The sequence below is a fragment of the Phytohabitans kaempferiae genome (assembly GCF_042433955.1).
GTDB classification, from domain to species: Bacteria; Actinomycetota; Actinomycetes; order Mycobacteriales; family Micromonosporaceae; genus Phytohabitans; species Phytohabitans kaempferiae.
Window position 1 is genome coordinate 39,392 of the sequence record NZ_JBHLUH010000041.1, and the last position, 26,512, is coordinate 65,903.

Here is a 26,512-nt window from a genome sequence, read left to right on the forward strand (position 1 = left end):
TGCCAATCCGTCGCGGGTCGCACAAGCAGTCCCCCATGGCCCGCGGATATCCGGCAGCATGGGTTCGTGCCCCTCCCCTCGGTGGTGGCGGCCGTCGCGACGGCGGGCGTGGTCTTCGTGCTCGCCTGTGTCGTGCGCCTGGCCGCGTCGGCGCGAGCGCGCGCCGGTGCGACCCGTCATGCCCACCGGCTGCTCGCCGCGGGGGCGGCGGCCGGAGCGCTGACCACCGCCGGGGGCATCGCGGGCAGCCTGGCGGTGCGCGAGCACGTGGTGCACGAGCGCTCCGACCTGACCTCGCTGGGCGGCCTGCTCGCGACCGGCGTCGGGGTGAGTGGCGTGCTGCTGCTGGCCGGCCTCCTGGCGCTCCCGGGGGCGGCGCCCTCGGTGCGCGGCGCGTTGCGCTACCTGCTCGACGGCTTCGTGATCGCCGCGGCGGTGTGGTTCGTCTGCTGGGTGGCGGTCACCGAGCCGACCCGTTTGCTCGGCGACAGCACGCCGCTGTGGTGCGAGCCGGTGCTCGTCCCGGCGGCGATCGCCGCGCTGACGCTCGGCGTCGCCGTGATCATCGTGATCCGCGCGCCGCGCCCGCGTGGGCCGATCGTGTGGGTCGGTGCCGGCGTGACGCTGGCGACGGTGGCCGGCATCGGCGTCGCCGGCGGCGTCTGCAAGGGTCAGCCACTGTTCGCCGACCTCAGCGCGGTCGTGCTGTCGGCCGCGTTCGGCGTCGTGGCGTTCGCCGCCCGCCGCACCGACCGGCCGTCCGCCCCGCGCGTGCCGGAGGGCGACGACAGCCCGGCGGTCGACGACGAGCTGAGCCGCCGGGGCAGCGCCTACGCGTTCCTGCCGATGGCCGCGATGGCCGCCTCGGCGATCTACCACCTGGGTCGCGGCGGCACCTTCGACGTGGTCGGCATCGTGAGCGGCATCCTGGAGGGGTTCGCCCTCGTCGGCCGACAGTTCGTGGCGCTGCACGACGTCCGGGCCTACGCCGAGCGCCTGCGCGACCGGGAGGCGCACTTCCGCGAGCTGGCCCACACCGACCCGCTCACCGGCCTGGCCAATCGGCGTGGCCTGCTGAGCGCGCTGGAGGAGGAGCAGGCGGCCGGCGCCCGGGCGGTGCTGCTCGCGCTCGACCTCGACGGCTTCAAAAACGTCAACGACATGCGCGGCCACGACGTCGGCGACGCGGTGCTGGTCGAGGTGGGGCAGCGCCTCCGGATGAATCTGCGGCCCGGCGACGTGGCCGCCCGCCTCGGCGGCGACGAGTTCGCGGTGCTGATGTGGGCGCGCCCCGAGGAGGCCAAGCGGGCGGCCGCCCGGCTGCTCGGCGTGCTCGGCGGGCCATACGAGCAGGCGAGCGGCACCGTCTTCCTCTCGGTCAGCATCGGGCTGGCCAGTTGCGAGAGCGTGCCCGACGTCACCACGCTGCTGCGCAACGCCGACATCGCCCTGCGCTGGGCCAAGTCACACGGGAAAAACCGGGTCGAGCTCTACGACGTGGCCTACGACGTGAAGCTGCGCCGCCGCACCGAGCTGGAGCACGAGCTGCGCGGCGCGATCGACCGTGACGAGCTGCACCTGCAATACCAGCCAGTGGTCGTGCTGCCCGACGTGCGGCCGGTCGGCGCCGAGGCGCTGTTGCGGTGGCAGCATCCCCGGCTCGGCAAGGTCGGGCCCGACGAGTTCATCCCGCTCGCCGAGGAGTGCGGGATGATCAACAGGCTCGGCGCCTGGGTCCTGCACCAGGCCTGCCACCAGCTCTCCCGGTGGCTGGCCGAGGGGCACGACGTGTGGGTCTCGGTCAACGTCTCACCTCGTGAGCTGCACGCCAGCGGTTACGTCGATCAGGTGAAAGACGCGCTGCGGGCACACCACGTGCCGGCCCAGCGGCTCGTGCTGGAGGTGACCGAGCACGCCGTCTCCACCGACGTCGAAGAGCTGATCCGCCGCCTGCGCGACCTGCGCGAGACCGGCGTGCGGATCGCGCTCGACGACTTCGGCGCCGGCTACTCCTCGCTGGGCCAGCTGCGCCGGCTGCCGGTCGACATCCTGAAGATCGACCACTCGCTGGTGGTGCGGCAGATGGTCCGGGTCGTGGTCGAGCTGGGGCACCAGTTCGGCCTGGAGGTGATCGCCGAGGGGATCGGCGAGCAGGAGCAGATGGCGATGGTCGTCGAGGCGGGGTGCAAGCTGGGCCAGGGCTACCTGTCCGGCTGGCCGGTGCCGGCCGAGCACTTCGAGGCGCGCTTGGAGTCCGCCACGTCGCCCGCTCGAGTCGTGCCGGTGCCCCAACAGGAAACCGACCGACACCAAAATGCTGGGCCTACGCCACGCCGCGCCCACAATGTGAGAGCAGTTGACTCATCGCGTGAGATGCGTCAGGCTTAGCCACATGCCGACTTGGTCGTCTCGAGTACTTACCTGAGCGCACTCTCCCCGCTGGAGAGTGCGCTGGCCCCGTGCGTTCGCACGCGGGCCTTTTTTGTGCCTGACAGACGTAGCGTGTCTACAGGCCCAGTGCGCCCAAACAGACGCCGCGTGTCTACCGAAGCCATGTGTCCCGAGACCGCCGACCACGAGCCAGAAGGCTGAACGCCATGACGAGACCCACACCTGAGACCCTCGCCCACCGAGCACCGTCACCGGCGATGCTCGCCGCCGCGGCCAACGCCGCGCCGGCCGCTCCGTCCGCCCCCGCCAAGGTCTCCGGCGCGGTAAGCCTCGTCAAGTCGCTGGAGGCGCTCGGCGTCGAGGTGATGTTCGGCATCCCCGGCGGCACGATCCTGCCGGCGTACGACCCGATCTACGACTCGGCCATCCGGCACATCCTGGTCCGCCACGAGCAGGGCGCGGGTCACGCCGCCACCGGATACGCCCAGGCCACCGGCAAGGTCGGCGTCTGCGTCGCGACCTCCGGTCCGGGCGCGACCAACCTGGTCACCGCGATCGCCGACGCGTACATGGACTCGGTGCCGATCGTCGCGATCACCGGCCAGGTCTCGCGGGCGGCGATCGGCACGGATGCCTTCCAGGAGGCGGACATCCAGGGCATCACGCTGCCGATCACCAAGCACAACTACCTGGTGACCACGGCCGACGAGATCCCGCGGGTCCTGGCCGAGGCGTTCCACCTCGCCGCGACCGGGCGGCCCGGACCGGTCCTCGTCGACATCCCCAAGGACGTGCAGCAGGCCCAGACCACGTTCAGCTGGCCGCCGACGTTGGAGCTGCCCGGCTACCGGCCGACGCTGCACCCGCACGGCAAGCAGATCCGCGAGGCGGCCCGGCTGATGTCCTCGTCCCGCCGCCCGGTGCTGTACGTCGGCGGCGGCGTGCTCAAGGCCGGCGCCACCGAGAGCCTGCGCAAGCTCGCCGAGCTGACCGGCATCCCGGTCGTGACCACGCTTATGGCGCGTGGCGCGTTCCCCGACTCGCACCAGCAGCACCTGGGCATGCCCGGCATGCACGGCACGGTCGCCGCGGTGTACGCGCTCCAGAAGGCCGACCTGCTGGTCGCGCTCGGCGCGCGGTTCGACGACCGGGTGACCGGCAAGCTCGACTCGTTCGCGCCGGACGCGGCGGTCGTGCACGCCGACATCGACCCGGCCGAGATCGGCAAGAACCGCACCGCCGACGTGCCGATCGTGGGCGACGCGCGGCACGTCATCGACGAGCTGATCCAGGCCGTCTCGGCGGAGCGGGCGGCCGGGCGCGGCGGCGACCGCGCCGACTGGTGGGCTCAGCTCGACGACCTGCGCGAGCGCTACCCGCTGGGCTGGGACGACCCGACCGACGGCACGCTCGCTCCGCAGTACGTGATCAAGCGGCTGGGCGAGATCGCCGGCCCGGACGCGATCTACGTCGCCGGCGTGGGGCAGCACCAGATGTGGGCCTCCCAGTTCATCTCGTACGAGAAGCCGCACACCTGGCTCAACTCCGGCGGCGCAGGCACGATGGGCTACGCCGTCCCGGCCGCGATGGGCGCCAAGGTCGGCAAGCCGGAGACCACGGTGTGGGCGATCGACGGCGACGGCTGCTTCCAGATGACCAACCAGGAGTTGGCCACCTGCGCGCTGGAGGGCATCCCGGTCAAGATCGCCATCATCAACAACGGCAACCTCGGCATGGTGCGGCAGTGGCAGACGCTGTTCTACGGCGAGCGCTACTCCAACACCGACCTGGGGACCCACAAGCACCGCATCCCCGACTTCGTCAAGCTGGCCGAGGCGCTCGGCTGCATCGGCCTGCGCTGCGAGAGCGCGGACGACGTCGACAAGACCATCAAGGCCGCCATGGAGATCAACGACGCCCCCGTCGTGATCGACTTCGTGGTCGGCAAGGATGCGATGGTGTGGCCGATGGTGGCCGCCGGCACCAGCAATGACGAGATCATGTTCGCCCGCGACATGCGCCCGAGCTTCGACGAAGACGACCTGTGAGGCTGAGCTACCGATGACCAAGCACACGCTCTCCGTTCTCGTGGAGAACAAGCCGGGCATCCTGGCCCGCGTGGCCGGGCTGTTCGCTCGCCGCGGGTTCAACATCGACTCGCTGGCGGTCGGGGAGACCGAGCACCCCGAGGTGTCCCGGATGACCATCGTGGTCAACGCCGAGGAGTCCCCGCTGGAGCAGGTCACCAAGCAGCTCAACAAGCTGGTGCACGTCCTGAAGATCGTCGAGCTGGACCCGACCGTGGCCGTCCAGCGGGAGCTGCTCCTGGTGAAGGTCCGGGCCGACCGCCCGGTCCGCTCGCAGGTGCTCGAGACGGTCAACCTGTTCCGCGCGCGGGTCGTAGACGTCGCGCCGGACACGCTCACGATCGAGGCCACCGGCACGGCTGACAAACTCGACGCGCTGCTGCGCGACCTCGAACCGTACGGAATCAAGGAGATGGTGCAGTCCGGCATGGTGGCCATCGGGCGCGGCTCGCGTTCGATCACCACGGGTCCGGCGCTGCGCGCCGCCTGACATCGTTCGGCGGCCGCGGGCACCGCGGACGCCCGGAAACGAACCAAGAAAGGGAAGAAATGGCCGCTGAGGTCTTCTACGACGACGACGCCGACCTTGGGATCATCCAGGGGAAGAAGGTCGCCGTCATCGGGTACGGCAGCCAGGGTCACGCCCACGCGCTCTCCCTCCGGGACTCCGGTGTCGAGGTGCGGATCGGCCTGCCCGAGGGGTCGAAGAGCCGGCCTAAGGCGCAGGAGCAGGGCCTGACCGTCGGCACGCCCGCCGAGGTAAGCGCCTGGGCCGACGTCATCATGCTGCTCGCGCCGGACACCGCGCAGCGGAAGATCTACGCGGAGTCCATCGCGCCCAACCTCACCGCGGGCAAGGCGCTCTTCTTCGGGCACGGGCTCAACATCCGGTACGGGCTGATCGAGCCCCCGGCCGACATCGACGTGGCGATGGTCGCGCCGAAGGGCCCGGGTCACCTGGTCCGCCGCCAGTACGTGGACGGCAAGGGCGTACCGTGCCTCGTCGCCGTCGAGCAGGACGCGAGCGGCAACGCGCTCCCGCTGGCCCTCTCGTACGCCAAGGGCATCGGCGGCTCCCGGGCGGGCGTCATCAAGACGACGTTCAAGGAGGAGACGGAGACCGACCTCTTCGGCGAGCAGGCGGTGCTCTGCGGCGGCGCGGCGGCACTGGTGCAGACCGGCTTCGAGGTGCTCACCGAGGCCGGCTACGCGCCCGAGGTGGCCTACTTCGAGTGCCTCCACGAGCTGAAGCTGATCGTCGACCTCATGTACGAGGGCGGCATCGCCCGCATGCGCTACAGCGTCTCCGACACCGCCGAGTACGGCGACTACACCCGTGGCCCGCGCGTGATCGACGAGCGGACCAAGGAGGAGATGCGGCGCATCCTGGGCGAGGTCCAGGACGGCACCTTCGCTCGCGAGCTGATCGCCGAGGACGACGCCGGCCGCCCCAACTTCACCAAGTACCGCGAGCAGGGCGCCGCTCACCCGATCGAGGAGACCGGCAAGAAGCTGCGGGCGATGATGAGCTGGGTCGACCGCCCCATCACCGAGACGGCCTAGCCGTCCGGTTCCACCGCGTCACGCGAGGCGCCCTCCGGCCTGTCCGGGGGGCGCCTCGGTCACGGAACGGCCGAGACTGCGTTACCGGCACATTGCGTGCATGGAACTATTCCGAACGGCGCCGCTACCTTCCCCTCAATCTGTCTTCGCTTACGCGCGCTTAATCGCACCCTCAGGTACGGTCGATTCATGCGTCTGGAGCAACCGCACCGAACCGAGCGCTTCGGCGCCGTCCGGATCCACGAGCTTCAGCGCGTCATCGAGTTGGACTCGGGCGGGCAGCGCAGGGCTGACCAGGGCGGTTCGCATAGCCAACTGGTGCCGCCAGACGCCATGCGGGCGGTCGAGGAGGAATTGGTCGTCGTTATTCCTTGCATGAATGAGACACGCAGAGTAATTGAGGGCGTGCTCTCTGGAATTCCGCACGACTGCCTCATCGTTCTCGTCAGTAACAGCGCGCGACAGCCGATCGATCGGTACGAGATTGAGGTGCAGAGCCTCGAGCAGTTCTGCCGCTCGGCGGAGCGTCCGGCGATGGCGATCCACCAGCGCGATCCCGGCCTCGCCGCGGCGATCAAGGCGGCTGGCCTTCCCGAGCTCATCGACGACGAGGGTCTGGTGCGCACCGGCAAGGGCGAGGCCATGCTGATCGGCATGGCGATGGCCGCGATGACCGGCCGGCGCTACCTCGGCTACGTCGACGCCGACAACTACGTACCCGGCGCGGTCAACGAGTACTGCAAGGCGTACGCGGCCGGCCTGCACCTGGCCTCCGCCGACAGCCCGTACTCGATGGTCCGGATCTCCTGGCACTCCAAGCCCAAGCTGCGCGACGGACGCCTCTTCTTCAGCCGGCGGGGGCGTAGTTCCGAGGTCACCAACATGTTCCTCAACCGCCTCGTCGCCGAGTACTCCGGCTTCGGCACCGAGGTGATCGCCACCGGCAACGCCGGCGAGCACGCGCTCAGCTTGGAGTTGGGGCTGCGGATGCGGCTGGCGGGCGGGTTCGCGGTCGAGCCGTTCGAGTACGTCGAGCTGTTCGAGCAGTTCGGTGGCGTACTCCCGGCCGTGTCGTCGCAGGTGCTGCCGCACTCGGTGCCGGTGTTGCAGATCGAGACGCGTAACCCGCACTTCCACGACAACAAGGGCGAAGACCACGTCAAGGGCATGCGCATGCAGGCGCTCAACGTGCTGTACCACTCGCCGGTCGCCCTGCCCGCGGTACGCGAGGCGATCCTGGAGTTCATGGTCGCCGAGGGGGCGCTGGCGCCGGGGCAGGAGCCGCCGCGGGAGCGGATCTACCCGCCGGTGGGGGCACTCGCGTTCGAGACGTTCCTCGAGACGCTGTCGTCGGAGGCCACCTCGTTTCGCCAGGTGGGCCGCGAGCTTGCCCGTGTCGATCGTCACCCCGTGGCCTGAGCGCCTCCGGGTCGGCTGGCTGAGCGCCTGACGCGTGCCGGTTACGTCCTTTGTGATGGCTTTGTGAGGGCGCTCACGCCGAGGCGGGAGCGACGGAGCGTCCTGGTGCGCCTACCATCGCGGATGAAGGGCACGCACGCTTTCCCCACGCCGGTCGTCGTTGTGGCGCCCGCCGTGACGGAGGGCGAAAGACCGCGAGAGCCGTCCGCTCGCGGGGAGGCGCAGGGCGCAGAGCGGCGCGCTGTTCACGGCCACAACTCACTCAAGGTCGACGCGTCGCCAACGACCCGCCCACAAAACCTACGAGGACAGATGACTCCCGTCGCATTGACTCCCGTCGTACTGACTCCCGTCGTACTGATCGCTGAAGAGCTCGCTCCCGCCGCCATCGACGTGCTCGCGCACGACTTCGACGTCCGTCATGTGGATGGCACAGACCGCACGGCTCTCCTCGCCGCGCTGGCGGAGGCCGACGCCGTGATCGTCCGCTCCGCCACTCAGATCGACGCGGAGGCCATCGCGGCGGCCCCGCGCCTCAAGGTGGTCGCCCGCGCCGGCGTCGGCCTGGACAACGTCGAGGTTCCCGCCGCCACCGCTCGCGGGGTCATGGTCGTCAACGCCCCCACCTCCAACATCGTCTCCGCCGCCGAGCAGGCCGTCGCGCTGCTGCTCGCGGTCGCGCGCAACACCGCCAGCGCCAGCGCCGCGCTCAAGGCCGGCGAGTGGAAGCGTTCCAAGTACACCGGCGTCGAGGTGCAGGGCAAGACCGTGGGCGTGGTCGGCCTCGGGCGCATCGGCGTGCTCTTCGCCCAGCGCATCGCGGCCTTCGGCACGCGCCTGATCGCGTACGACCCGTACGTGCAGCCGGCTCGCGCGGCCCAGCTCGGCGTCCGCCTGGTCGGGCTCGACGAGCTGCTACGGGAGAGCGACTTCATCTCGATCCACCTGCCCAAGACGCCGGAGACCGTGGGCCTCATCGGCGAGAAGGAGCTGGCGATCGTCAAGCCGGGCGTGCGGATCGTCAACGCCGCGCGCGGCGGGCTGATCGACGAGCAGGCGCTCGCCGACGCCATCGCCGAGGGGCGCGTGGGGGGCGCCGGCATCGACGTCTACTCCAAGGAGCCCTGCACCGCCTCGCCGCTGTTCGCGTTCGACAACGTGGTGGCCACGCCGCACCTGGGCGCCTCCACCGCCGAGGCGCAGGACAAGGCGGGTCTCGCGGTCGCCAAGAGCGTCAAGCTGGCGCTTCAGGGCGAGTTCGTGCCGGACGCGGTCAACGTGCAGGCCGGCGGCGTGGTGGCCGAAGACGTGCGGCCGCTGCTCCCGCTCGCGGAGAAGCTGGGCAAGGTCTTCACCGCCGTCGCCGGTGGCGTGGCCGCGAGCGTGACCGTCGAGGTGCGCGGTGAGGCCGTGGCCAACGAGGTTTCGGTGCTCAAGCTCGCCACCACCAAGGGCCTCTTCGCCTCGGTGGTCGAGGAGCAGGTCACCTACGTCAACGCGCCGCTCTTCGCGGCCGACCGGGGCGTCGAGGTCGACCTGACCACGTTCGCCGACTCGGTCGACGAGCCGACGCTGGTCACCGTCCGCGGCGCCCTGCCCGACGGCCGCACGGTCAGCGTCTCCGGCACGGTGGTCGTCAGCGGCACCAAGGAGATCATCCGGCTCACCGAGGTCGACGGCTTCGACATCGAGCTCACCGCCGACGGCATCCTGCTCTTCTTCCGATACGTCGACCGTCCCGGCGTCGTCGGCGCGATCGGTTCGATCCTCGGCGAGTCGGGCGTCAACATCGCGGCCATGCAGGTGGCGCGGCGCGAGGCGGGCGGCGAGGCGCTGATGACCCTCACCGTCGACTCCTCGGTCGGCGCGGAGGTGCTCACGCAGTCGGCCGACGTGATCGGCGCGACCGCGGCGAGCGCGGCCGACCTGCGCGAAGAGTGAGTTTGAGCTTTCGTGCGAAGGGCTCCCCGCGGCGCGGGGAGCCCTTTTTCACGCGACCCGGCTCGGTGGGGGATAGACCGTGCCGTCCTGCAGGTCGAGGAGCATGAGGTCGTGCTCGCCGGCGAGGCGCTCGATCGCCTCCAGCACGGCGTCGGCACATGACTCGCTGAGGCACATCAGGACGTGGTCGGTCGCGACGTGCAGGGGAGTGTCGGTCCACGGGCTGTCCGCGACCGGCTCCTTGTCCGGGTACTGGGCGGTCAGGTCGGCGTAGAACCCGCCGATCCGTCGGTCGACTTCGCCCTCCGCGTGCTCACCTTCGCGGCACAGCTCGTGCGCCGCCCGTACGTCCGCTGGCGTGGCGCCATCGTCCAGGGCCCACACGACGAGGTCAAAACTCACGGGCACAGATATTGCCACCCGGTGAACGTGAGTGGGCCACCACCCCGCGCGACACGCGGCCGGAGTGGCTGCCTTGCGTCCGGCGGGGGCCAATCGATAGCGTATTCAATTGGTTACGCACCGCGTGGGAGTGTCTTCGGGTGACGCGGCTGCCGTGGTGTGTTGCCGCACCTCCCGTGTGCGCGAGCCACGCGTGCTCGAACTTATCGATCAGCCTCCGCGGTCACTTGCCGAGACCGCGGAGGCTGATCTTCCTTACCCCCTGGAGTGAAGCTCTTCAGGTGTGGCCGCGCGGTGCGCGGGTCAGGCGGGACGGCAGTCGGCAAAGAGCATGCGGTAACCGTCGACAGTGGGAAACCAGCCCAGGCCGGCCGGACCGGCGGCGTAGAGGGCGGTGGCGTAGGCGTCGGCGATGGCCAGGTCGGGGCCGGTGACGACGGCGCAGCCGGCGTGGCCCACCATCTCGCCGCTGTGCGGGTCGACCACGTGACCACGGTGACCGGTGATGCCGGAGGTGCCCACCGCGCCCTCGGTCATCTCGAGGATCATCGCGATCCGCTGCGGCGCGCGGGGGTGGTGGATCGCGACGCGCCAGGGGCCACCGTGCGGTGCGTTGCCACGCACGGACAGGTCGGCCTCGCTGACCACCGCGTAGTCGGTGATGCCTGCGGCGACGAGCCGCGCCGCCGCGCGCTCCACGGCCCAGCCCTTGAGCAGCCCGCCCGGGTCGAAGCCGCCGGGCACCGCCCAGGCGTCGAACCAGCCGTCGGTGGCCGCCCGCATCATGTCGCAGCGGGCCACGATGTCGGCGAGCGGCGGGTAGGCGTCGGGGGAGACCTCGCCGCGGCGCAGCAGCGAGACCAGGCTGCCGCGGCGGAGAGGGCTGTAGGTCACGTCGATCGCGCGCAGTTCGGCGACCGCGTCGGCGATGGCCAGGCTGACCTCGCGGCGGGTCATCCAGTCGGGCGCGACCAGCATCAGCGAGAAGTCGGCGGCCGAGGTGTGCACCGCGTGGCGGGCGACCAGGCGGCCGGTGGCGGCGGCGGTCGAGGCGCCGAACGGCCGGTTGGCCGGGCCGTGGTAGCCGAGCCAGAGATCGGCCCGCCCCCGCCCGTCTCTCGGCCGCCCCACCCGTGCGACGCTCCTGCTCGGCAACGGGGCCCGCTGAATTGCCATGATGGACAAGGTAGGCGGTCAAGTTGACTGGATCATGGAGATTCGCTGAGAAAGACCTGTGTACCGGATGATGGGATCCGCGTACCGAGAATCGGGACGGGCGATTAACGTTCCTTCAGCATAGGTTGACCGCGCTGGTCGTGACGTCGTGTGCCTGCGACGCTACGGTCGGCGCCTTGAGGTGTCATGACGAAGGGGTTTGCTGTGACTCGCATCGCGGTGGTGGCCGGCGACGGCATCGGGACCGAGGTGGTCGCGCAGGCCCGCAAGGTCATCGACGCTGTGCTGCCCGGCGTGACCGCGACGGAGTACGACCTCGGTGCCGCACGCTACCACCGGACGGGCGAGGTGCTGCCCGACTCGGTGCTCGCCGAGCTGGCCGAGCACGACGCGATCCTGCTCGGCGCCGTGGGCGACCCCACCGTGCCGCCGGGCGTGCTCGAGCGCGGGCTGCTGCTCAAGCTCCGCTTCGCCTTCGACCAGTACGTCAACCTTCGCCCCGCCCGCCTCTGGCCCGGCACCTCCAGCCCGCTCGGCCAGGTCAAGGCCGGCGAGATCGACTTCGTGGTGGTGCGCGAGGGCACCGAAGGGCTGTACGCGGGGGCCGGCGGCACGCTGCACCGCGACACGCCCGCCGAGGTCGCGACCGAGGAGAGCCTCAACACGCGGCACGGCGTCGAGCGGGTCATCCGCGACGCGTTCGCCCGCGCCGAGCGCCGCGAGCGGCGCAAGGTGACGCTCGTGCACAAGACCAACGTCCTCACCCACGCCGGTTCGCTGTGGTCGCGCGCCTTCGACGCGGTCAAGGCCGAGTTTCCCGACGTGGAGACGGAGTACCAGCACGTCGACGCGGCCGCCATGTTCCTGGTGACCCAGCCGCAGCGCTACGACGTGGTGGTGACCGACAACCTCTTCGGTGACATCCTCACCGACATCGCCGCCGCGGTGACCGGGGGCATCGGGCTCGCCGCGAGCGGTTGCATCAACCCGGCGCGTGAGTTCCCCTCGATGTTCGAGCCGGTCCACGGCTCGGCTCCCGACATCGCCGGCAAGGGGCTGGCCGACCCGGTCGCGGCCGTGCTGTCGGCGTCCCTCCTGCTCGACCACCTCGGCCATGCCGACGAGGCCCGTCGAGTATCCGAGGCGGTCGCGGCCGAGTTGGCGTCCCGCACCCCGGGCGCCCCGCTGCGCACCGCCGAAGTCGGCGACCGGCTCGCCACCGCTGCCGCGGGCTGAGCGGTCCTCTTTCCTCCTTCTCGCTCCACCCCTCCTTCCCGGGCGCCTTTTTAACGAGCGTTCGGGGTATCCTGCATACCCATACTTTTGGAGGTCCAGCGCGATGAGCGGTGGTGACAAGCTCGACTTCGAGATCCGTCCGAATCCTCAGCCGGTATCGGCCGCCGAGCGCGCCGCGCTGCTGGCCAATCCGGGCTTCGGGCGCATCTTCACCGACCACATGGTCACGATTCGATACGCCGACGGCAAGGGGTGGTACGACGCCCGGGTCGAGGCGCGCGCCCCGATCCCGATGGATCCGGCCTCCGCTGTGCTGCACTACGCCCAGGAGATCTTCGAGGGGCTGAAGGCATACCACGCGGCCGATGGCGGGGTGACGCTGTTCCGCCCGGACGCCAACGCCCGGCGCTTCAACATCTCGGCCGAGCGCATGTCCATGCCCCCGCTGTCCGAGCAGGTCTTCCTCGACTCGCTGCACCACATCATCGAGGCCGACCGCGGCTGGATCCCGCCGACCGAGGACGGCAGCCTCTACCTGCGCCCGTTCATGTACGCGAGCGAGGTCTTCCTCGGCGTGCGGCCCGCACTCGAATACCTGTATGTCCTGATCGCGTCCCCCGTCGGCTCGTACTTCTCGGGCGGCGTCAAGCCCGTCGCGCTGTGGGTCTCCCAGGAGTACACGCGGGCGGCGCCCGGTGGCACCGGCGCGGCCAAGTGCGGTGGCAACTACGCCGCCTCGTTGGCCGCCCAGGCGGAGGCGATCGAGCACGGTTGCGACCAGGTGGTCTTCCTCGACGCGGTGCAGCGTAAGTACGTCGACGAGCTCGGCGGCATGAACGTCTTCTTCGTGTACGACGACGGAAGCATGGCCACCCCGCCGCTGACCGGCAGCATTCTGCCCGGCATCACTCGCGACTCGGTGCTGGCGCTGGCCGCGCGCGAGGGGCGCCGGGTCGAGGAGCGCCCGGTGAGCTTCGACGACTGGCGGGCCGACGCCGCGAGCGGCCGGCTCCGCGAGGTCTTCGCCTGCGGCACCGCGGCGGTGATCACTCCGATCGGCACCGTCCGCTCGCCCGAGGGCGAGATCGTGATGGGCGACGGCGGCCCGGGCGAGGTGACGATGGCACTGCGCGAGCAGCTCGTCTCCATCCAGCGCGGTCGCGCCGACGACCCGTTCGGCTGGGTCCACCGCGTCCTGTAGCGCTTGGCGCCTTGGCAAAGGGCGGTGCCCGTGTGGGCACCGCCCTTTCACATCGCGTGCTTTGGCGCGGCGTCAGCCGAGCAGGTGCGTGCGGAGGTTGTCGAGCTGCTCGGGCTTGACGCCGGCCGCCATCAGGTAGCCCTCCGCCGAGCCGTGGCGTTCGCGAAGCTCGCGCAGGAACAGGAGCATGGCCTCGGCGGGGGAGGAGAAGTACGGCTGCGGGACCTCGTGCACCGGCACCTGGCGCCCTTTCAGAAACTCCGTGAACCGGACCGACGCCGCTGTGCTCAGCGCGTAGTCAGCGGCGATGTCCTCGTCGCTCACGCCGAGCACCGAGAGCGTCAGCGCGCACACCACGCCGGTGCGGTCCTTGCCGGCCACGCAGTGCACGACCACCGGGGAGGCCGCCTCGTCGGCGATCACGCCGACCGCGGCCGAGATGCCGACCGAGCCCTGCTCGGCCAGGTCGTGGTAGCGGTTGGCGAGGTAGCGGGCGACCCCGATCTTCTCCTCGTAGGGGATCTCGTCCCAGTCCTGGTGCTCGGGGTGGATGTGGCGGTAGCCGAGCCCGTCGTAGGCGGGGACGCGGCCGTCGCGGGTGACCTCGCGGGGGCGGCGCAGGTCGATGACGGTGCGCACGCCCAGCGCGACGAACGCGTCGGCGTCGCCGCGGTCGAGGCGGTGCAGCGAGTCGGAGCGGAAGAGACGGCGCCAGCGGACCGCTCGGCCTTCGAGGCCGAGGTAGCCGCCGACGTCGCGGAAGTTGAAGGTGGTCGTGAAGGGCAACGTGCGATCCACGCCGTCACGGTAACCCAGAAAACAGCCGAAGCGCGCCGTCCTTGTAACGCAGGAGACAACCGGGGCGCCCCGCGCGATGCGCGAGACGCCCCGGTCCTAGAGGGAGGGAAATGATCTAGTACAGACCGCCGTAGTACGAGCCCACCTTGTCCCGGTACACGGGCTCGGTGTACGTGTCCTCGTCGAACTCGGGCGCGGACTTGATCTCGTCCTTGGCCCGGTCCACGTACACCTTGCGTTCGTCGTGGTCCGCGCTGTTGACGACACCGGCCGGCAGCAGGACCTTCTTGCCGAAGATCCACGGACCCGTGTCGACCACCAGGTAGCTGGAGTTGACCTCGTAACTGCAGCGATCGATCTTGCCGATACTGCCGTCGGTCGCCTCCACCTTGTAGCCGACGAGGTCCGCACCGGTCACCCCGGAGTCATCGCGATACGTCCACGGGTCGAACGCGCGCTGGCCCGGCACGGCACCCGGCATCGCGCCACCGACCTCGTTGGGGTTCGGGGGTTGGTACGGGGTCTGGGGATCGTGCCTGTTCACGGCTATCACTCCTTCCGAGCACCGTGGTACCCCCATAGACGCAGACCTAATCCACTCGACCGTGACCACGGTAACTTCCCGAGATGTGGACCATGCTTTCCAAACGTGCCGGCGCGGTGGCAGAGTGTTGACGTGACCTACCTTGCCCTCATTATTGGCACCTAGCGCGCCGGCACCCCTCACGCCGAGCGCGCAGACCTCCCGCGACCGCGGGGGGTCTTTTTGTTGGGATGAGAAAGGAAGAGCAGGATGACCTTCCAGGTGTACGACACCACGCTCCGTGACGGGGCTCAGCGTGAGGGGATCAGCTACTCCGTCGTGGACAAGCTCGCCGTGGCGCGTCTCCTCGACGAGTTCGGCGTCGGCTTCATCGAGGGCGGCTGGCCAGGTGCGATGCCCAAGGACACCGAGTTCTTCGCGAGAGCCCGCAACGAGCTGCCCCTCAAACATGCCGTGCTGGTGGCGTTCGGCGCGACACGCAAGGCCGGTGTCGCCGTCGCGGACGACGCCCAGGTGCGCGCCCTCCTCGACGCCGAGACGCCGGCCGTCTGCCTCGTCGCCAAGTCGGACATCCGCCACGTGGAGCGCGCGCTGCGTACGAACGGGGCGGAGAACCTCGCCATGGTGCGCGACACCGTGGCCCATTTCGTCGCCGAGGGGCGGCGGGTCTTCCTCGACTGCGAGCACTTCTTCGACGGCTACCGCTTCGACCCCACGTACACCTCCTCGGTCGTCTCCACCGCCCTGGAGGCCGGGGCCGAGGTCGTGGTGATGTGCGACACCAACGGTGGCATGCTCCCCTCGCGGGTGACCGCCGCGATCGGTGAGCTGGTCGAGCGCCTCGGCGTGGGGCCGGAGCGCCTCGGCATCCACTGTCAGAACGACACATCCTGCGCCGTCGCCAACACCGTCGCCGCCGTCGAGGCGGGCGTGAAGCACTTCCAGTGCACCGCCAACGGATACGGCGAGCGCCCCGGAAACGCCGACCTCTTCGCGGTGGTCGCCAACCTCCAGCTGAAGCTCGGGCTGCCCGTCCTACCGGATGGCTGCCTGGACCAGATGGTGCGCGTCTCGCACGCCATCGCCGAGATCGCCAACATCGCCCCCGACACCCACCAGGCTTACGTCGGGGCCGCCGCATTCGCCCACAAGGCGGGGCTGCACGCGAGCGCGATCAAAGTGGACCCGGTGCTCTACAACCACATCGAACCGTCCATTGTGGGTAACGACATGCGGATCCTGGTGACCGAGATGGCCGGCCGGGCCAGCATCGAGCTCAAGAGCCGCGAGCTCGGCCTGGATCTGGCCGGCCATCCGGAAGCCCTCTCGGCCGTGACCCGCCGGGTCAAGGAGCTGGAGGCGCGGGGGTGGTCGTTCGAGGCCGCGGACGCCTCGTTCGAGCTGCTCGTCCGTTCGGAGCTTCCGGGCGAGGGCGCCACGCGGCCGTTCGCCCTGGAGTCCTACCGCGTCCAGGTCGAGCACCGCGAGGACGGCGCGGTCGTCTCCGAGGCCACCGTCAAGGTCCGGGTACGGGGCGAGCGCGTCATCGCCACCGCCGAGGGCAACGGCCCGGTCAACGCGCTCGACGAGGCGCTGCGGGTCGCGCTGCGGCGGCACTACCCCGAGCTGGCCCACTTCGAGCTGGCCGACTACAAGGTGCGCATCCTCGAAGGGAGCCACGGCAGTGGCGCCATCACCCGCGTGCTCGTGGAGACGGCCGACGGCAGCGGGCGCGACTGGACCACCGTGGGCGTGCACGAGAACGTGGTCGAGGCGAGCTGGCACGCGCTCGTCGACGCGCTCACGTACGGGCTGTCACCCGCCCACATCGCCGCGCGGTAGCGCCAGCTCCGCGTACACCGGGCGGTGGTCACTGCCCGGCAGGCGCAGCACAGACACGTCGCGTACGCCGACGCGGCGGTCCACCAGCACGTGGTCGATGGTGACCGGCGGGATGCGGTCGCCAGTTATCCTGGCCGCCATTCGCCGGATGGCGGGCACGCCGTCCGACGAATGGCGGTGGTTGGGCAAGTACGGCCCCCAGGTGCCGGTGAGCCCCGCGCCGGCAGCGTCGGCCGCGTCGCGGTAGCCCGAGGCGAGCAGGCGGCGCAGCGGCGCGTGGTCGAGCGTGGCGTTGAAGTCGCCGGCGAGGATGCGCACCGGCCCGTCGGGCGTGGCGCGTGGCTGCGCGTCGAGGTCGCGCTCCCAGTCGGGGAGCATCTCCAGCGAGTACGGCGCCGCCGGATGCACCGACTCCACTGTGGCCGGTACCGCGCCGGGCGCGGTGAGCGTCGCGTACGCCTGCGTGAAGCCGCCCGGGTTGCGCCGCACACCGCCACCGGTCAGCGGGAGGCGGGAGTAGAGCCCGGAGCCGGCGGTGCCCACGATGGGATTGAGCTGCCGGTGCGGCATCAGCTCGGCCAGCCCTTCCGCGTCGAGGCGGTCGGCCGCCGCGGGGGTGAACTCCTGCACCGCCAGCACGTCGACGTCGTACTCGCGGATCAGCCCCACCAGCGTCCGCGCGTCGCCCGCGCCGGCCAGGAGGTTGGCGGTCAGCACGCGGAGGGTCGGGCCATCGGCCCTACCGGCGCCGCCGCCGATCGCCCGCGGCGCCACGACGGCGATCAGCGCGAGCGCGGCGACCACCGCGACGCCCGCCGGCCACCAGCGCCGCAGGGCGAGGGCGAGCGCCACGGGGACGAGGCTCCAGCCGGCCACGTACGGCGTGAAGGCGAGCAGTTGCACGAGCGGCCCGCGCTCCACGCCCAGCAGGCGCACCGCAGCCCACAGCACGCCCGGTGCGGCCACCAACCAGCAGAGCACCGTCAGCCCTCTCGCCATGCCACGACCGTAGCCGCCGGAAACGGCGAGACTGCGAAGGAACGGGGTAAACCTGTTGTTTGGTCTGTGTGGTGTGTGCGGACTGGCGGCCCGACCGAGCACCTGACCGTCCGCGGGCCTTCGCCCGGGCCGGCGTCGTCACCTTCGACCGCGCGGTGACGATGGTCTGGAGTAACGTGGTGGGATGACTCTCGAGACGAAGGGCGCGTCCGCCCACCGCCGATGAGCGCGGGCCGGTCGATCCGGCTTCGCACCCGCCGCGAGCTGCACGCCAGCCGTCGCCGCCGCGAGCACCCCTGCTGGGACCATCTGATCGCCGCACCTCTGTGGCCACTGCACGGCGTCAATCTCGGCACGCTCCTGCGCACCTGTGACGCGGTGGGCGCGTGCCTGGCGGTGCCGCCGTTCCCGTGGGTACCGGAAGCACTCGACAAGGGCAACACGCTGCGCCGTCCCGCCTGCGTGCACTGGGTCGGCAACCCGCTCGGCTGGCTGGCCAAGCAGCGGGCCGGCGGTACGCACGTGCTCGGTGTGGAGCTGGCCGAAGAGGCGGTGCGGCTGGCGGACCTGCGGGCGGCGCGCCGGCGTACGGTCGCGGTGCTGGGGCACGAGCAGAGCGGCATCCCGCCCGAGGCGCTGGACCTGCTCGACGACGTGGTGGAGATCCCGATGGTGGGCATGGGCGCGAGCCTCAACGTGGCGGTCGCTGGCTCGCTTGTGCTTTACAAGCTCGCCGGCCTCGCGTGAGGGGTAGCTTGGGGCTCGTGGACATCGCGATCGGGCTACCGAACACGTTGCACGTCAAGGGTCCGGATGTGGTCGAGTGGGCGCGGCGGGCGGAGGAGCGGGGGTTCAGTTCGCTGGCGACGATCGACCGGATCGTGTACCCGTCGTACGACTCGCTCACCGCCCTCGCCGTCGCCGCGGGCGCCACGTCGCGGATCCGGCTCTTCACCGACGTGCTGGTCACGCCGGTCTACCGGCCGGTGCTGCTCGCCAAGGTGACCGCCAGCCTCGACGCCCTCTCCGGCGGGCGACTGGTGCTCGGGCTGGGCGTGGGCAGCCGGCCGGACGACTTCGCCGCGATGGACCGCCCGGTCAACCGCCGAGGCAGACTCATGGACGAGGCGCTCGACCTGCTCCACCGCGCGTGGGCCGGTGAGAGCGTCACCGGCAACGACCAACCGGTCGGTCCGGAGCCGGCCGCTGGCAACCGCATCCCCGTGCTCATCGGCGGTACGTCCGACGCGGCGGTGCGACGTACGGCGCGGTACGGCGAGGGCTGGACCGCGGGCGGCTCGACGCCGGAGGCGGTCGCCCCGATGGTGGCGAAGGTACGTCAGGCGTGGCACGAAGCCGGCCGCGAGGGGGAGCCGCGCATCGCCGCACTCGTCTACTTCGGACTCGGCGATCCCTCGGTGTCGATGGACTCGTTGCGGCGCTACTACAGCTTCCTGCCCGACGGTGGCGAGGGCGTGGCACAGGCGGCGCTGCGCTCGCCCGAGGCGATCCGCGAGCGTGTGCGGGCGTACGCCGACGTGGGCGTCTCCGAGCTGGTCTTCGACCCCACCATCCCGTCGGTCGACCAGGTCGACCGCTTGGCCGACGTGGTGCTGTGACCGCCGCCGCCCGCATCCGCTTCGCCGCCGCCCGGGTCGCCACACTGGCCACGGTGGACGGTGCGGGCGCGCCGCACCTGGTGCCGGTGACGTTCGTTCTCGACGGTGACACGATCTGGTCCGCGGTGGACGCGAAGCCCAAGCGGCATACGGCCTTGCGGCGGCTCGACAACATCCGGGCCAATCCCCGCGTGAGCCTCCTCGCGCAGCACTGGGACGAGGACTGGTCGGCGCTCTGGTGGGCCCGCGCCGACGGGCTGGCCATGGTGACCGAGGCATCCTCCGCGGTGGAGCACGCCGTCGCTCTGTTACGCGCGAAGTACACGCAGTATCAGACCGTCGACGTGCACGGCCCGGTCATCGAGGTGGCCGTGCACGCCTGGCACGGCTGGAGCGCCGCGTAGCCTAGGGCTCGACGCTCTCGCCCACCCCGATGCGCGAGTACGCGGTGTCGCCCTTCATGTCGAACCACTGGTCGAAGATAGATCTCGGCGTGCGCGCCGCCCACCACGCGCACCTGGAAGCCGCCGGCGTCGAACTCGTCGCCGCTGGCGACCGTGACGGCGGCGTCGCCGAGCTTCTCCAACTGGGCGGTCATGGCGGTGTGCGCGGACACCTTGAGGTCGGCGTTGGCGACCTGGGCCGCGGCCAGCCGGTCGATGTCGATGTGGTCGGCGTGCTCGTGCGTGATGAGGACGTGCGATACCCCTTCGAGTGCCGCGCCCTCACTCCAGACGCCCGGGTCGATGACGAGCTGGCGGTCGCCGTCCTAAAGACGCACGCAGGCGTGCGTGTACTTGGTCAAGCGCACGATGTCGAGCCTAGCCGCGTGCCAGATTCCTGACGCGTGCTTACGGTGATCACCCTGGTACGCGAGGATGCGGACGTGACGGCGTTCGAGGGCTTCACCAAGCGGAGTTCCCTGCGGCTGCCAAGCGATTCGGGGATCTCCTGTCTGACCTGGTCACCAGATGGTCGCGTGCTGGCCTTGGCGACGGGCCGGCACGTCCACCTCATCGACGCCACCTCTCTGGCGTCCGTCGTGTTGGTTGCCGCCGTGCCCGTCGACAAGCTGTGCTTCAAGCGTGCCGAGGGCCTGCTCGTCACGGCAGGCGGCACACGCGGCGGGTCGGAGCATGGCGTTATCCAGGTCTGGGACGTGGCGAGCGGTCAGCCACTCCACACGCGTCACGTCGTTCCGCCGACCTCGCTCGCCTTCGACGCGACCGGCACTCTGCTGGTGAGCGGTCATCGCGACGGCTTCCGCCTGTGGGAGGTCAGGGCCGACGCGCTGGTCCTCCGGAGCGAGGTATCGGAGGTCGACAGTGTGCGAGCCGTCGCCTTCGGCGCTGACGACGACTCGGTGGTGGCGCTCAGCGCCCTGGCCGCGTTGACCCGGATGCACGCCGACGGCCAGCTCATCAGCACGTTCCAATGGATGGTGGCATTCTTCGCCATCCATCCGGCAGGTGTCATCGCCGCCGGTGGGGCAGGTGAGGTCATCGAGGTGCGACTGCTGCGCACCGGAGCCCTTCTGCACGCGCTCGAGGGGCACACCGACCGGGTCTACCAGGCGGCGTTCACCGCGGACGGGCGCCTGCTGGTGTCGGCGGGCGACGACGACACCATCCGGTTCTGGTCGACGGAGACCTGGCAGTGCGTCCAGGTGATGCGGCATCCGCCGGACGAAAACTGGCGCTACCTGGCGGCGATCCATCCGGACGTGTCACCGCTGGCCACCGCGAAGGTCACCGGTGCCGGGCACATCGCCGTAGACCTTTGGGATTTCGATCCGGCGCTGCTGCTCGCCGCGTCCCCGGGGGCGAGCGAGGCGTACACCACGGCGAAGATCGTGCTGGTCGGCGACTCCGGCACGGGCAAGACCGGCCTCGGCTACCGGCTGGCGCACGGGGAGTTCAAGGAACATCCGTCGACGCACGGCCAGCAGTTCTGGGTCGTCGACGAGCTCGGTGCCACGCGCAAGGACGGGGCGCGGTGCGAGGCGGTGCTCTGGGACCTCGCCGGCCAACCCGACTACCGCCTCACCCACGCGCTCTTCCTGGACCACGCCGACCTCGCCCTGGTCCTCTTCGACCCCACGCGCGACGACGTGCCGTTGCACGGTGTCGAGTACTGGCTGCGTCACCTCGAAGGACGGCCGGTCATCCTGGTCGCGGCCCGCTCCGACCGCGGCACCGCCCGCCTCGCGCCGCACGAGATCGAGCAGTTCTGTGCCCAGGCCGGGGCTCGTGTCTGCGTGACGACCAGCGCGCTCACCGGTGAGGGCCTCACCGACCTCCTCCACCACATGCGGGCCACCATTGCCTGGGACGAGCGGCCGACCACGATCACCACCGACACGTTCAAGCGCATCAAGGACCACGTGCTCGGCCTCAAGGAGGAGGGTCACGGCGAAAGGGTGATCCTGACCGTGCCGGAGCTGCGTGCCCGGCTGGAGCGGGACGGGGTCGCGCAGGGGTTCACCGACGCGGAGATGCTCACCGCCGTCGGGCACCTCGCCAACCACGGGTACGTGTCGCGGCTGCGCACGTCCAAGGGCGAGGAGCGGATCCTGCTCTCGCCCGAGCTGCTCAACAACCTCGCCTCCTCGATCGTGCTGGAGGCGCGGCGCAACCAGCGAGGGCTCGGCGCGCTGGAGGAGCGGCGCCTGCTGCGCGGTGAGTACCACCTGCCGGAGCTGGACGCGTTGCCCGCAGCCGAGCGCGAGGTGCTCCTGGACTCGGCGGTGGCGATGTTCCTCGACCACAGCGTCTGCTTCCGCGAGACCGATCCGCTGAGCGCGGAGGTCTACCTGGTGTTTCCCGGCCTGATCAATCTGCGCAAGCCGGCGATGGAAGACGAGCAGCGGGTCGAGGAGGCCGCCGCGTACACGGTCTCCGGCGCGGTGGAGAACGTCTACGCTTCGCTGGTCGTCCTGTTGGGCTACGCGAGCACGTTCGCCCGCGCGAACCAGTGGCGCAACGAGGCCCGGTACCGGGTCGGCGACGGCAAGGTGTGCGGCTTCCGCCTGGAGGCGGAGCGCGAGGGCGAACTCGACTTCGTGCTCTACTTCGACCCGGGTCTGGGCGCGCCGGTACGGAAGATGTTCCAGGGCCTGTTCGAGAGCTTCCTGGCCCGCCCGAAGCTGACCGTGCACCGCTACGAGCCGGTCGTCTGCGCGCAGGGGCACCGGGTCAACCGCGCGGTCGTGCGAGAGCACCTGGCGGAGGGGCTCACCAGCGCGTTCTGCGCGCGGTGCGGCGAGCGGCTGTCGCTGCCGAAGGTCGACGAGCCCATCGCCCTGAGCCACCGGCAGGCCGCCGAGCTGGATACGCAGAAGGAGACGGCCGCCGGGCGGGCCCGGTTCGAGCAGGCGCTGTTCCGGTTGAAGGCGTACGTCACGCAGGAGGGGATCGCCCCGCCGGAGTGCTTCGTCAGCTATGCGTGGGGCGACGCCGCGCAGGAGCGCTGGGTCGAGCACGATCTCGCCGACGACCTGCTGAAGGCCGGCATCGTCGTGGTGCTGGACCGGTGGGAGAACGCGCGCATCGGCGCGAGCGTGCCGCGCTTCGTCGAGCGCGTGCATCAGGCCGATCGCGTCATCGTGGTCGGCACTCCCCGGTACCGGACGAAGTATGACAACGGCGAGCCCATGCGCGGCTTCGTCGTCGCGGCGGAGGGCGACCTTATCGGCGTCCGCATGATCGGTGCGGAGGCGGGTAAGAGCAGCGTGCTCCCGATCGTGCTGGAGGGCGACCCCGAGACCGCGCTCCCGCCGCTCCTGCACGGTCGTGTGCACGCGGACTTCCGTGACCCTGACGCCTACTTCACCAGCGCGTTCGACCTGATCCTGAGCCTGTACCAGCTGTCGCCTCAGCTCGCCGCGACGAGGGAGCTACGGGACCTGTTGGGTTCCTGAGCGGGCGCCTCCTCGCCTTCGGCGGTTTTTCGGCTCCTCCTGGTGACATGGGCGTATGCGGGCGCCCGTGGTGCTGCCCCCAGCTGACGGAACGCGGGCGCCCGTCTGGAACGCCAGACACAGGGCGGGTTCGACGGAGGGAACGAGGATCGATGCGGATCAAGACAATCGTGGGCCTGAGCTTCGCTGGTGCGGCCGCCGCTGTCGCGGTGGCCGGAGGTGTGGCGTACGCCGCCGACGACGCGGGAGGCGCGGGCACGACGGTCAAGATCGTGGAGAGCGGCACGGCGGTGGACGAGAACTGCCCCGACAAGAACGGCGGTAACGCACCGGCGAAGGGTGACCTGTGAGTGAGCGTGGCCCGGCGGCGCCCACGCACCACGGCGCTGAGCGAGCGACCCGCGCCAGCTCCGTGACCGACAACGCGCTCACCCTGGCCGACATCGAGGCAGCGCCGCCGCACATGCAGCTCGAACAGGCGTTGTTCGAGGTCAAGCGCGTGATCGTCGGGCAGGATCGGCTGGTCGAGCGGCTGCTCACGGCCTTGCTGGCGGACGGGCACTGCCTGCTGGAGGGCGTGCCCGGTGTGGCCAAGACGCTGGCGGCGCAGACGTTGGCCACGGCGGTGGGCGGGAGCTTCAGCCGGATCCAGTTCACGCCGGACCTGGTGCCGTCGGACATCGTCGGCACCAGGATCTACCGGTCGTCGAAGGAGACGTTCGACGTGGAGCTGGGTCCGGTGATGGCCAACCTGGTGCTGGCCGACGAGATCAACCGGGCGCCGGCGAAGGTGCAGTCGGCGCTGCTGGAGGCGATGGCCGAGCGCCAGGTCTCGATCGGCGGGCGGTCGTACCCGGTGCCCGATCCGTTCCTGGTCCTCGCGACTCAGAACCCGATCGAGTCCGAGGGCGTCTACCAGCTGCCGGAGGCGCAGCGGGACCGGTTCCTGATGAAGGTCGTGGTGGACTACCCGACCGACGAGGAGGAGCTGGGCATCCTGTACCGGATGGGCACGACGCGGCCGGAACCGCGCACCGTGCTCGACCCGGGGCGGCTGCGCGGGCTGCAGGAGCTGGCGCGGACCGTGTTCGTGCACCACGCGCTCGCCGAGTACATCGTGCGGCTGGTCGTCTCCACGCGGCAGCCGGAGCGGTTCGGCGCGGGGGACGTGCGGTCGCGGCTGGCGTACGGCGCGAGCCCTCGGGCCACACTCGGGCTGGTGGCCGCTGCCCGGGCGCTCGCGCTGCTGCGCGGGCGGGACTACGTACTCCCCGCCGACATCACCGACCTCGCGGTCGACGTGCTGTCGCACCGGCTGGTGCTGTCGTTCGACGCGGTCGCCGACGGCGTGTCCGCGGACTCCGTCGTGCGCCGGCTGCTGGAGGCGGTGCCACCGCCACGGATCGCACCCCATCAGGCGGAACGGGCCGCATGAGCGGGAATCGCGAGGGGTACGCCTCGATCCACGAGCTGGCACCGGAACGGCGACTGCGGCGGCTGGAGTTGACCATCACGCGGCGGCTCGACGGGCTGCTGCACGGCCAGCACCTCGGCCTGCTCCCCGGAGCCGGCAGCGAGCTGGCCGGCAGCCGGGAGTACCGGCCGGGCGAGGACGAGGTGCGCCGCATGGACTGGGCGGTCACCGCGCGTACGACGGTGCCGCACGTGCGCGAGGTCGACGCCGACCGGGAGCTGACCACCTGGCTGCTCGCCGACGCCACGCCGAGCATGGACTTCGGCACGGCGGAGATCGAGAAGCGGGAGCTGGCGGTGGCGGCGACCGCGGCGGTGGGCTTCCTGACCGCCGGCTCAGGCAACCGGCTCGGCGCGCACGTGCTGGGCACCGAGTCGATCCGGCGCTTCCCGGCCCGTACCGGGCGGACGCACCTGCTCGGGCTGCTGCGCCTGCTGCTCGCCGTACCCCGTAGTGGTGCGGGAGCCCAGCCACCGGCGCTGGCCGAGGCCATCGGGGGCCTGCGGCGGTCGGCGCCGCGGCGGGGTCTGGTGGTCGTGGTCTCGGACTTCCTGGACGGCCTGCCCGACTCGGACGACCCCGAGGCCCGGCCGGACTGGGAGGAGGAGTTGCGGCGCCTGGCGGTACGGCACCAGGTGCTGGCCGTCGAGGTGGCCGACCCGCGTGAGCTGGAGCTGCCGGATGTCGGCCTCATCACGCTGGTCGACCCGGAGAGTGGGCGGCGGCGCGAGGTGTCCACGGGCGACCGGCGGCTGCGCGAGCGGTACGCGGCGGCGGCCGCCGCGCAGCGGGAGACCGTGCGGCGGGCGCTGCGGCGGGCCGGGGCGGCGCACCTTCCACTTCGGACCGACCGGGACTGGGTGGCGGACATCGTGCGGCACGTGTACGCCCAGCGCCGCCTCGCGACAGCGGCGAAGCCGCCATCGAGAGGAGGTACCGCGTGAGTTTTGAGAGCCCGATGCGGCTCTGGCTGCTCGTCGGCGTGGCAGTCATAGTCGTGCTGTACGTGGTGCTCCAGCGCCGGCGCAGCCGGTACGCGGTGCGCTTCACCAACCTGCGGCTGCTGGACCGCGTGGCGCCCAAGCGTCCCGGCTGGCGGCGGCACCTGCCGGCGAGCCTGTTCCTGGCGATGCTGGGGCTGCTGGTGGTGGGCTTCGCCCGCCCCAGCGACGACGTACGCGTCCCGCGCGAGCGGGCCACCGTCATCGTGGCGGTCGACGTGTCACTGTCCATGATGGCCTCCGACGTGCCGCCGGACCGGTTGACGTCGGCCAAGGCGGCGGCGCGCGACTTCGTCGAAGGGCTGCCCGAGGAGTTCAACGTCGGGCTGGTCGGCTTCGCCGGCAACGCGTCGGTGTTCGTGGCGCCGGTGACCGACCGGCAGGCCATGTACGGCGGCATCGACCGGCTGGCCGAGGGGAGCGCCGGCGAGCAGGGTACGGCGATCGGTGAGGCGATCTTCGCGGCGCTGGGCTCGATCCAGACGCTCGACGCGGAGGCCGCCGAGGAGCCGCCGCCGTCCCGGGTCGTGGTGCTCTCCGACGGTGCCAACACCTCCGGGCGCGGGCCGGACGAGGCGTCCGAGGCGGCGACGGCGGCCGGCATACCGGTGGACACGATCGCCTTCGGCACCGCGTCGGGCGCCATCGAGGGGGCAGGCCGCCTGATGAGCGTGCCGGTGGACGGCGAGACGCTCGAGACGGTGGCGCGGCAGACCGGCGGTACGTACCACGAGGCGGGCACCTCGGACGAGTTGCGCGCGGTGTACGAGGACATCGGCAGCTCGGTCGGATTCACCACGGAGCGGCAGGACGTCTCGGCCCGGTTCATCGGCATCGGGCTGGTACTCGCGCTGATGGCGGCGGCCGCCTCGATGTTCTGGTTCTCGCGCATTCCATAGT

General features: G+C 70.9%; 23 protein-coding genes. 17 read left to right on the top strand and 6 right to left on the bottom strand.

Annotated elements, in window-relative coordinates:
- Window positions 1-117: 117 nt before the first annotated feature.
- The 6 genes from ACFFIA_RS20775 to serA all read left to right on the top strand — a co-directional run bounded on the left by ACFFIA_RS20775 (window position 118) and on the right by serA (window position 9,401).
- Window positions 118-2,388 (top strand): putative bifunctional diguanylate cyclase/phosphodiesterase, encoded by a 2,271-nt coding sequence (locus ACFFIA_RS20775; protein WP_377253388.1) that lies wholly within the window; start codon window positions 118-120, stop codon window positions 2,386-2,388.
- A 260-nt stretch (window positions 2,389-2,648) separates the two neighbouring features.
- A complete protein-coding gene (locus tag ACFFIA_RS20780; RefSeq protein WP_377253389.1) occupies window positions 2,649-4,439 on the top strand; it encodes an acetolactate synthase large subunit in 1,791 nt (596 codons plus the stop codon).
- A gap of 13 nt (window positions 4,440-4,452) precedes the next feature.
- Complete coding sequence (gene ilvN / locus ACFFIA_RS20785; protein ID WP_173041747.1) at window positions 4,453-4,968, top strand: acetolactate synthase small subunit; 516 nt, start codon at window positions 4,453-4,455, stop codon at window positions 4,966-4,968.
- A gap of 59 nt (window positions 4,969-5,027) precedes the next feature.
- Entirely contained in the window at window positions 5,028-6,041 is a 1,014-nt protein-coding gene (gene ilvC, locus ACFFIA_RS20790; protein WP_377253206.1) for a ketol-acid reductoisomerase, read from the top strand.
- Window positions 6,042-6,230: 189 nt separating this feature from the next.
- Window positions 6,231-7,460 (top strand): mannosyl-3-phosphoglycerate synthase, encoded by a 1,230-nt coding sequence (gene mpgS, locus ACFFIA_RS20795; RefSeq protein WP_377253207.1) that lies wholly within the window; start codon window positions 6,231-6,233, stop codon window positions 7,458-7,460.
- Window positions 7,461-7,802: 342 nt separating this feature from the next.
- Window positions 7,803-9,401, top strand: coding sequence for a phosphoglycerate dehydrogenase (gene serA, locus ACFFIA_RS20800; RefSeq protein ID WP_377253390.1), 1,599 nt, complete (start codon window positions 7,803-7,805; stop codon window positions 9,399-9,401).
- Window positions 9,402-9,449: 48 nt separating this feature from the next.
- Here the strand turns inward: serA and ACFFIA_RS20805 are convergent, their stop codons facing one another.
- A complete protein-coding gene (locus ACFFIA_RS20805) occupies window positions 9,450-9,803 on the bottom strand; it encodes a hypothetical protein (protein ID WP_377253209.1) in 354 nt (117 codons plus the stop codon).
- 303 nt (window positions 9,804-10,106) lie between these two features.
- Complete coding sequence (locus tag ACFFIA_RS20810) at window positions 10,107-10,979, bottom strand: FAD:protein FMN transferase (RefSeq protein WP_377253211.1); 873 nt, start codon at window positions 10,977-10,979, stop codon at window positions 10,107-10,109.
- A 204-nt stretch (window positions 10,980-11,183) separates the two neighbouring features.
- On the opposite strand from ACFFIA_RS20810, the gene ACFFIA_RS20815 reads away from it, so the two are divergent.
- Window positions 11,184-12,215, top strand: a complete 1,032-nt coding sequence (locus ACFFIA_RS20815) for a 3-isopropylmalate dehydrogenase (RefSeq protein ID WP_377253212.1) — start codon at window positions 11,184-11,186, stop codon at window positions 12,213-12,215.
- A 103-nt stretch (window positions 12,216-12,318) separates the two neighbouring features.
- Complete coding sequence (locus tag ACFFIA_RS20820) at window positions 12,319-13,416, top strand: branched-chain amino acid aminotransferase (protein ID WP_377253213.1); 1,098 nt, start codon at window positions 12,319-12,321, stop codon at window positions 13,414-13,416.
- A 72-nt stretch (window positions 13,417-13,488) separates the two neighbouring features.
- Here the strand turns inward: ACFFIA_RS20820 and ACFFIA_RS20825 are convergent, their stop codons facing one another.
- Together ACFFIA_RS20825 and ACFFIA_RS20830 are read right to left on the bottom strand one after the other, a co-directional pair.
- Window positions 13,489-14,214 carry a tyrosine-protein phosphatase gene (locus ACFFIA_RS20825; RefSeq protein WP_377253214.1) on the bottom strand — a complete coding sequence of 242 codons (726 nt, stop codon included), beginning with the start codon at window positions 14,212-14,214 and terminating at the stop codon, window positions 13,489-13,491.
- A 115-nt stretch (window positions 14,215-14,329) separates the two neighbouring features.
- On the bottom strand, window positions 14,330-14,794 hold the full coding sequence (locus ACFFIA_RS20830) for a PRC-barrel domain-containing protein (RefSeq protein WP_377253215.1): 465 nt from the start codon (window positions 14,792-14,794) through the stop codon (window positions 14,330-14,332).
- Window positions 14,795-15,007: 213 nt separating this feature from the next.
- On the opposite strand from ACFFIA_RS20830, the gene cimA reads away from it, so the two are divergent.
- Window positions 15,008-16,600 (top strand): citramalate synthase, encoded by a 1,593-nt coding sequence (cimA, locus tag ACFFIA_RS20835; protein WP_377253216.1) that lies wholly within the window; start codon window positions 15,008-15,010, stop codon window positions 16,598-16,600.
- On the opposite strand, the gene ACFFIA_RS20840 is transcribed toward cimA, so the two are convergent.
- Complete coding sequence (locus tag ACFFIA_RS20840; protein ID WP_377253217.1) at window positions 16,574-17,599, bottom strand: endonuclease/exonuclease/phosphatase family protein; 1,026 nt, start codon at window positions 17,597-17,599, stop codon at window positions 16,574-16,576. The two genes, cimA and ACFFIA_RS20840, sit on opposite strands and share 27 nt — an antisense overlap.
- Before the next feature lie 222 nt (window positions 17,600-17,821).
- Between ACFFIA_RS20840 and ACFFIA_RS20845 the strand changes: the two genes are divergently transcribed.
- Genes ACFFIA_RS20845 through ACFFIA_RS20855 form a run of 3 tightly spaced genes read left to right on the top strand, consistent with a single transcriptional unit; the run spans window position 17,822 to window position 19,622 of the window.
- Entirely contained in the window at window positions 17,822-18,346 is a 525-nt protein-coding gene (locus ACFFIA_RS20845) for a TrmH family RNA methyltransferase (protein WP_377253218.1), read from the top strand.
- Window positions 18,347-18,363: 17 nt separating this feature from the next.
- Window positions 18,364-19,218, top strand: coding sequence for an LLM class flavin-dependent oxidoreductase (locus ACFFIA_RS20850; RefSeq protein WP_377253219.1), 855 nt, complete (start codon window positions 18,364-18,366; stop codon window positions 19,216-19,218).
- Entirely contained in the window at window positions 19,215-19,622 is a 408-nt protein-coding gene (locus ACFFIA_RS20855; protein WP_377253221.1) for a TIGR03668 family PPOX class F420-dependent oxidoreductase, read from the top strand. Before ACFFIA_RS20850 ends, ACFFIA_RS20855 begins: the two co-directional genes overlap by 4 nt.
- On the opposite strand, the gene ACFFIA_RS20860 is transcribed toward ACFFIA_RS20855, so the two are convergent.
- The gene (locus ACFFIA_RS20860) at window positions 19,550-19,966 is read right to left on the bottom strand and encodes an MBL fold metallo-hydrolase (RefSeq protein ID WP_377253391.1); all 417 of its coding nucleotides are present in this window, start codon (window positions 19,964-19,966) and stop codon (window positions 19,550-19,552) included. The genes ACFFIA_RS20855 and ACFFIA_RS20860 overlap by 73 nt on opposite strands.
- 99 nt (window positions 19,967-20,065) lie before the next feature.
- Here ACFFIA_RS20860 and ACFFIA_RS20865 point away from each other — a divergent pair, with 99 nt between their 5' ends.
- From ACFFIA_RS20865 to ACFFIA_RS20885, 5 genes are all read left to right on the top strand, one after another.
- Entirely contained in the window at window positions 20,066-23,137 is a 3,072-nt protein-coding gene (locus ACFFIA_RS20865; protein ID WP_377253222.1) for a TIR domain-containing protein, read from the top strand.
- Between the two features lie 152 nt (window positions 23,138-23,289).
- Window positions 23,290-23,487, top strand: coding sequence for a hypothetical protein (locus ACFFIA_RS20870; protein WP_377253223.1), 198 nt, complete (start codon window positions 23,290-23,292; stop codon window positions 23,485-23,487).
- Window positions 23,488-23,549: 62 nt separating this feature from the next.
- On the top strand, window positions 23,550-24,572 hold the full coding sequence (locus ACFFIA_RS20875) for an AAA family ATPase (protein ID WP_377253392.1): 1,023 nt from the start codon (window positions 23,550-23,552) through the stop codon (window positions 24,570-24,572).
- Window positions 24,569-25,555 (top strand): DUF58 domain-containing protein, encoded by a 987-nt coding sequence (locus ACFFIA_RS20880; RefSeq protein ID WP_377253224.1) that lies wholly within the window; start codon window positions 24,569-24,571, stop codon window positions 25,553-25,555. Before ACFFIA_RS20875 ends, ACFFIA_RS20880 begins: the two co-directional genes overlap by 4 nt.
- Complete coding sequence (locus tag ACFFIA_RS20885) at window positions 25,552-26,511, top strand: VWA domain-containing protein (RefSeq protein ID WP_377253225.1); 960 nt, start codon at window positions 25,552-25,554, stop codon at window positions 26,509-26,511. Before ACFFIA_RS20880 ends, ACFFIA_RS20885 begins: the two co-directional genes overlap by 4 nt.
- Window position 26,512: the final 1 nt, after the last annotated feature.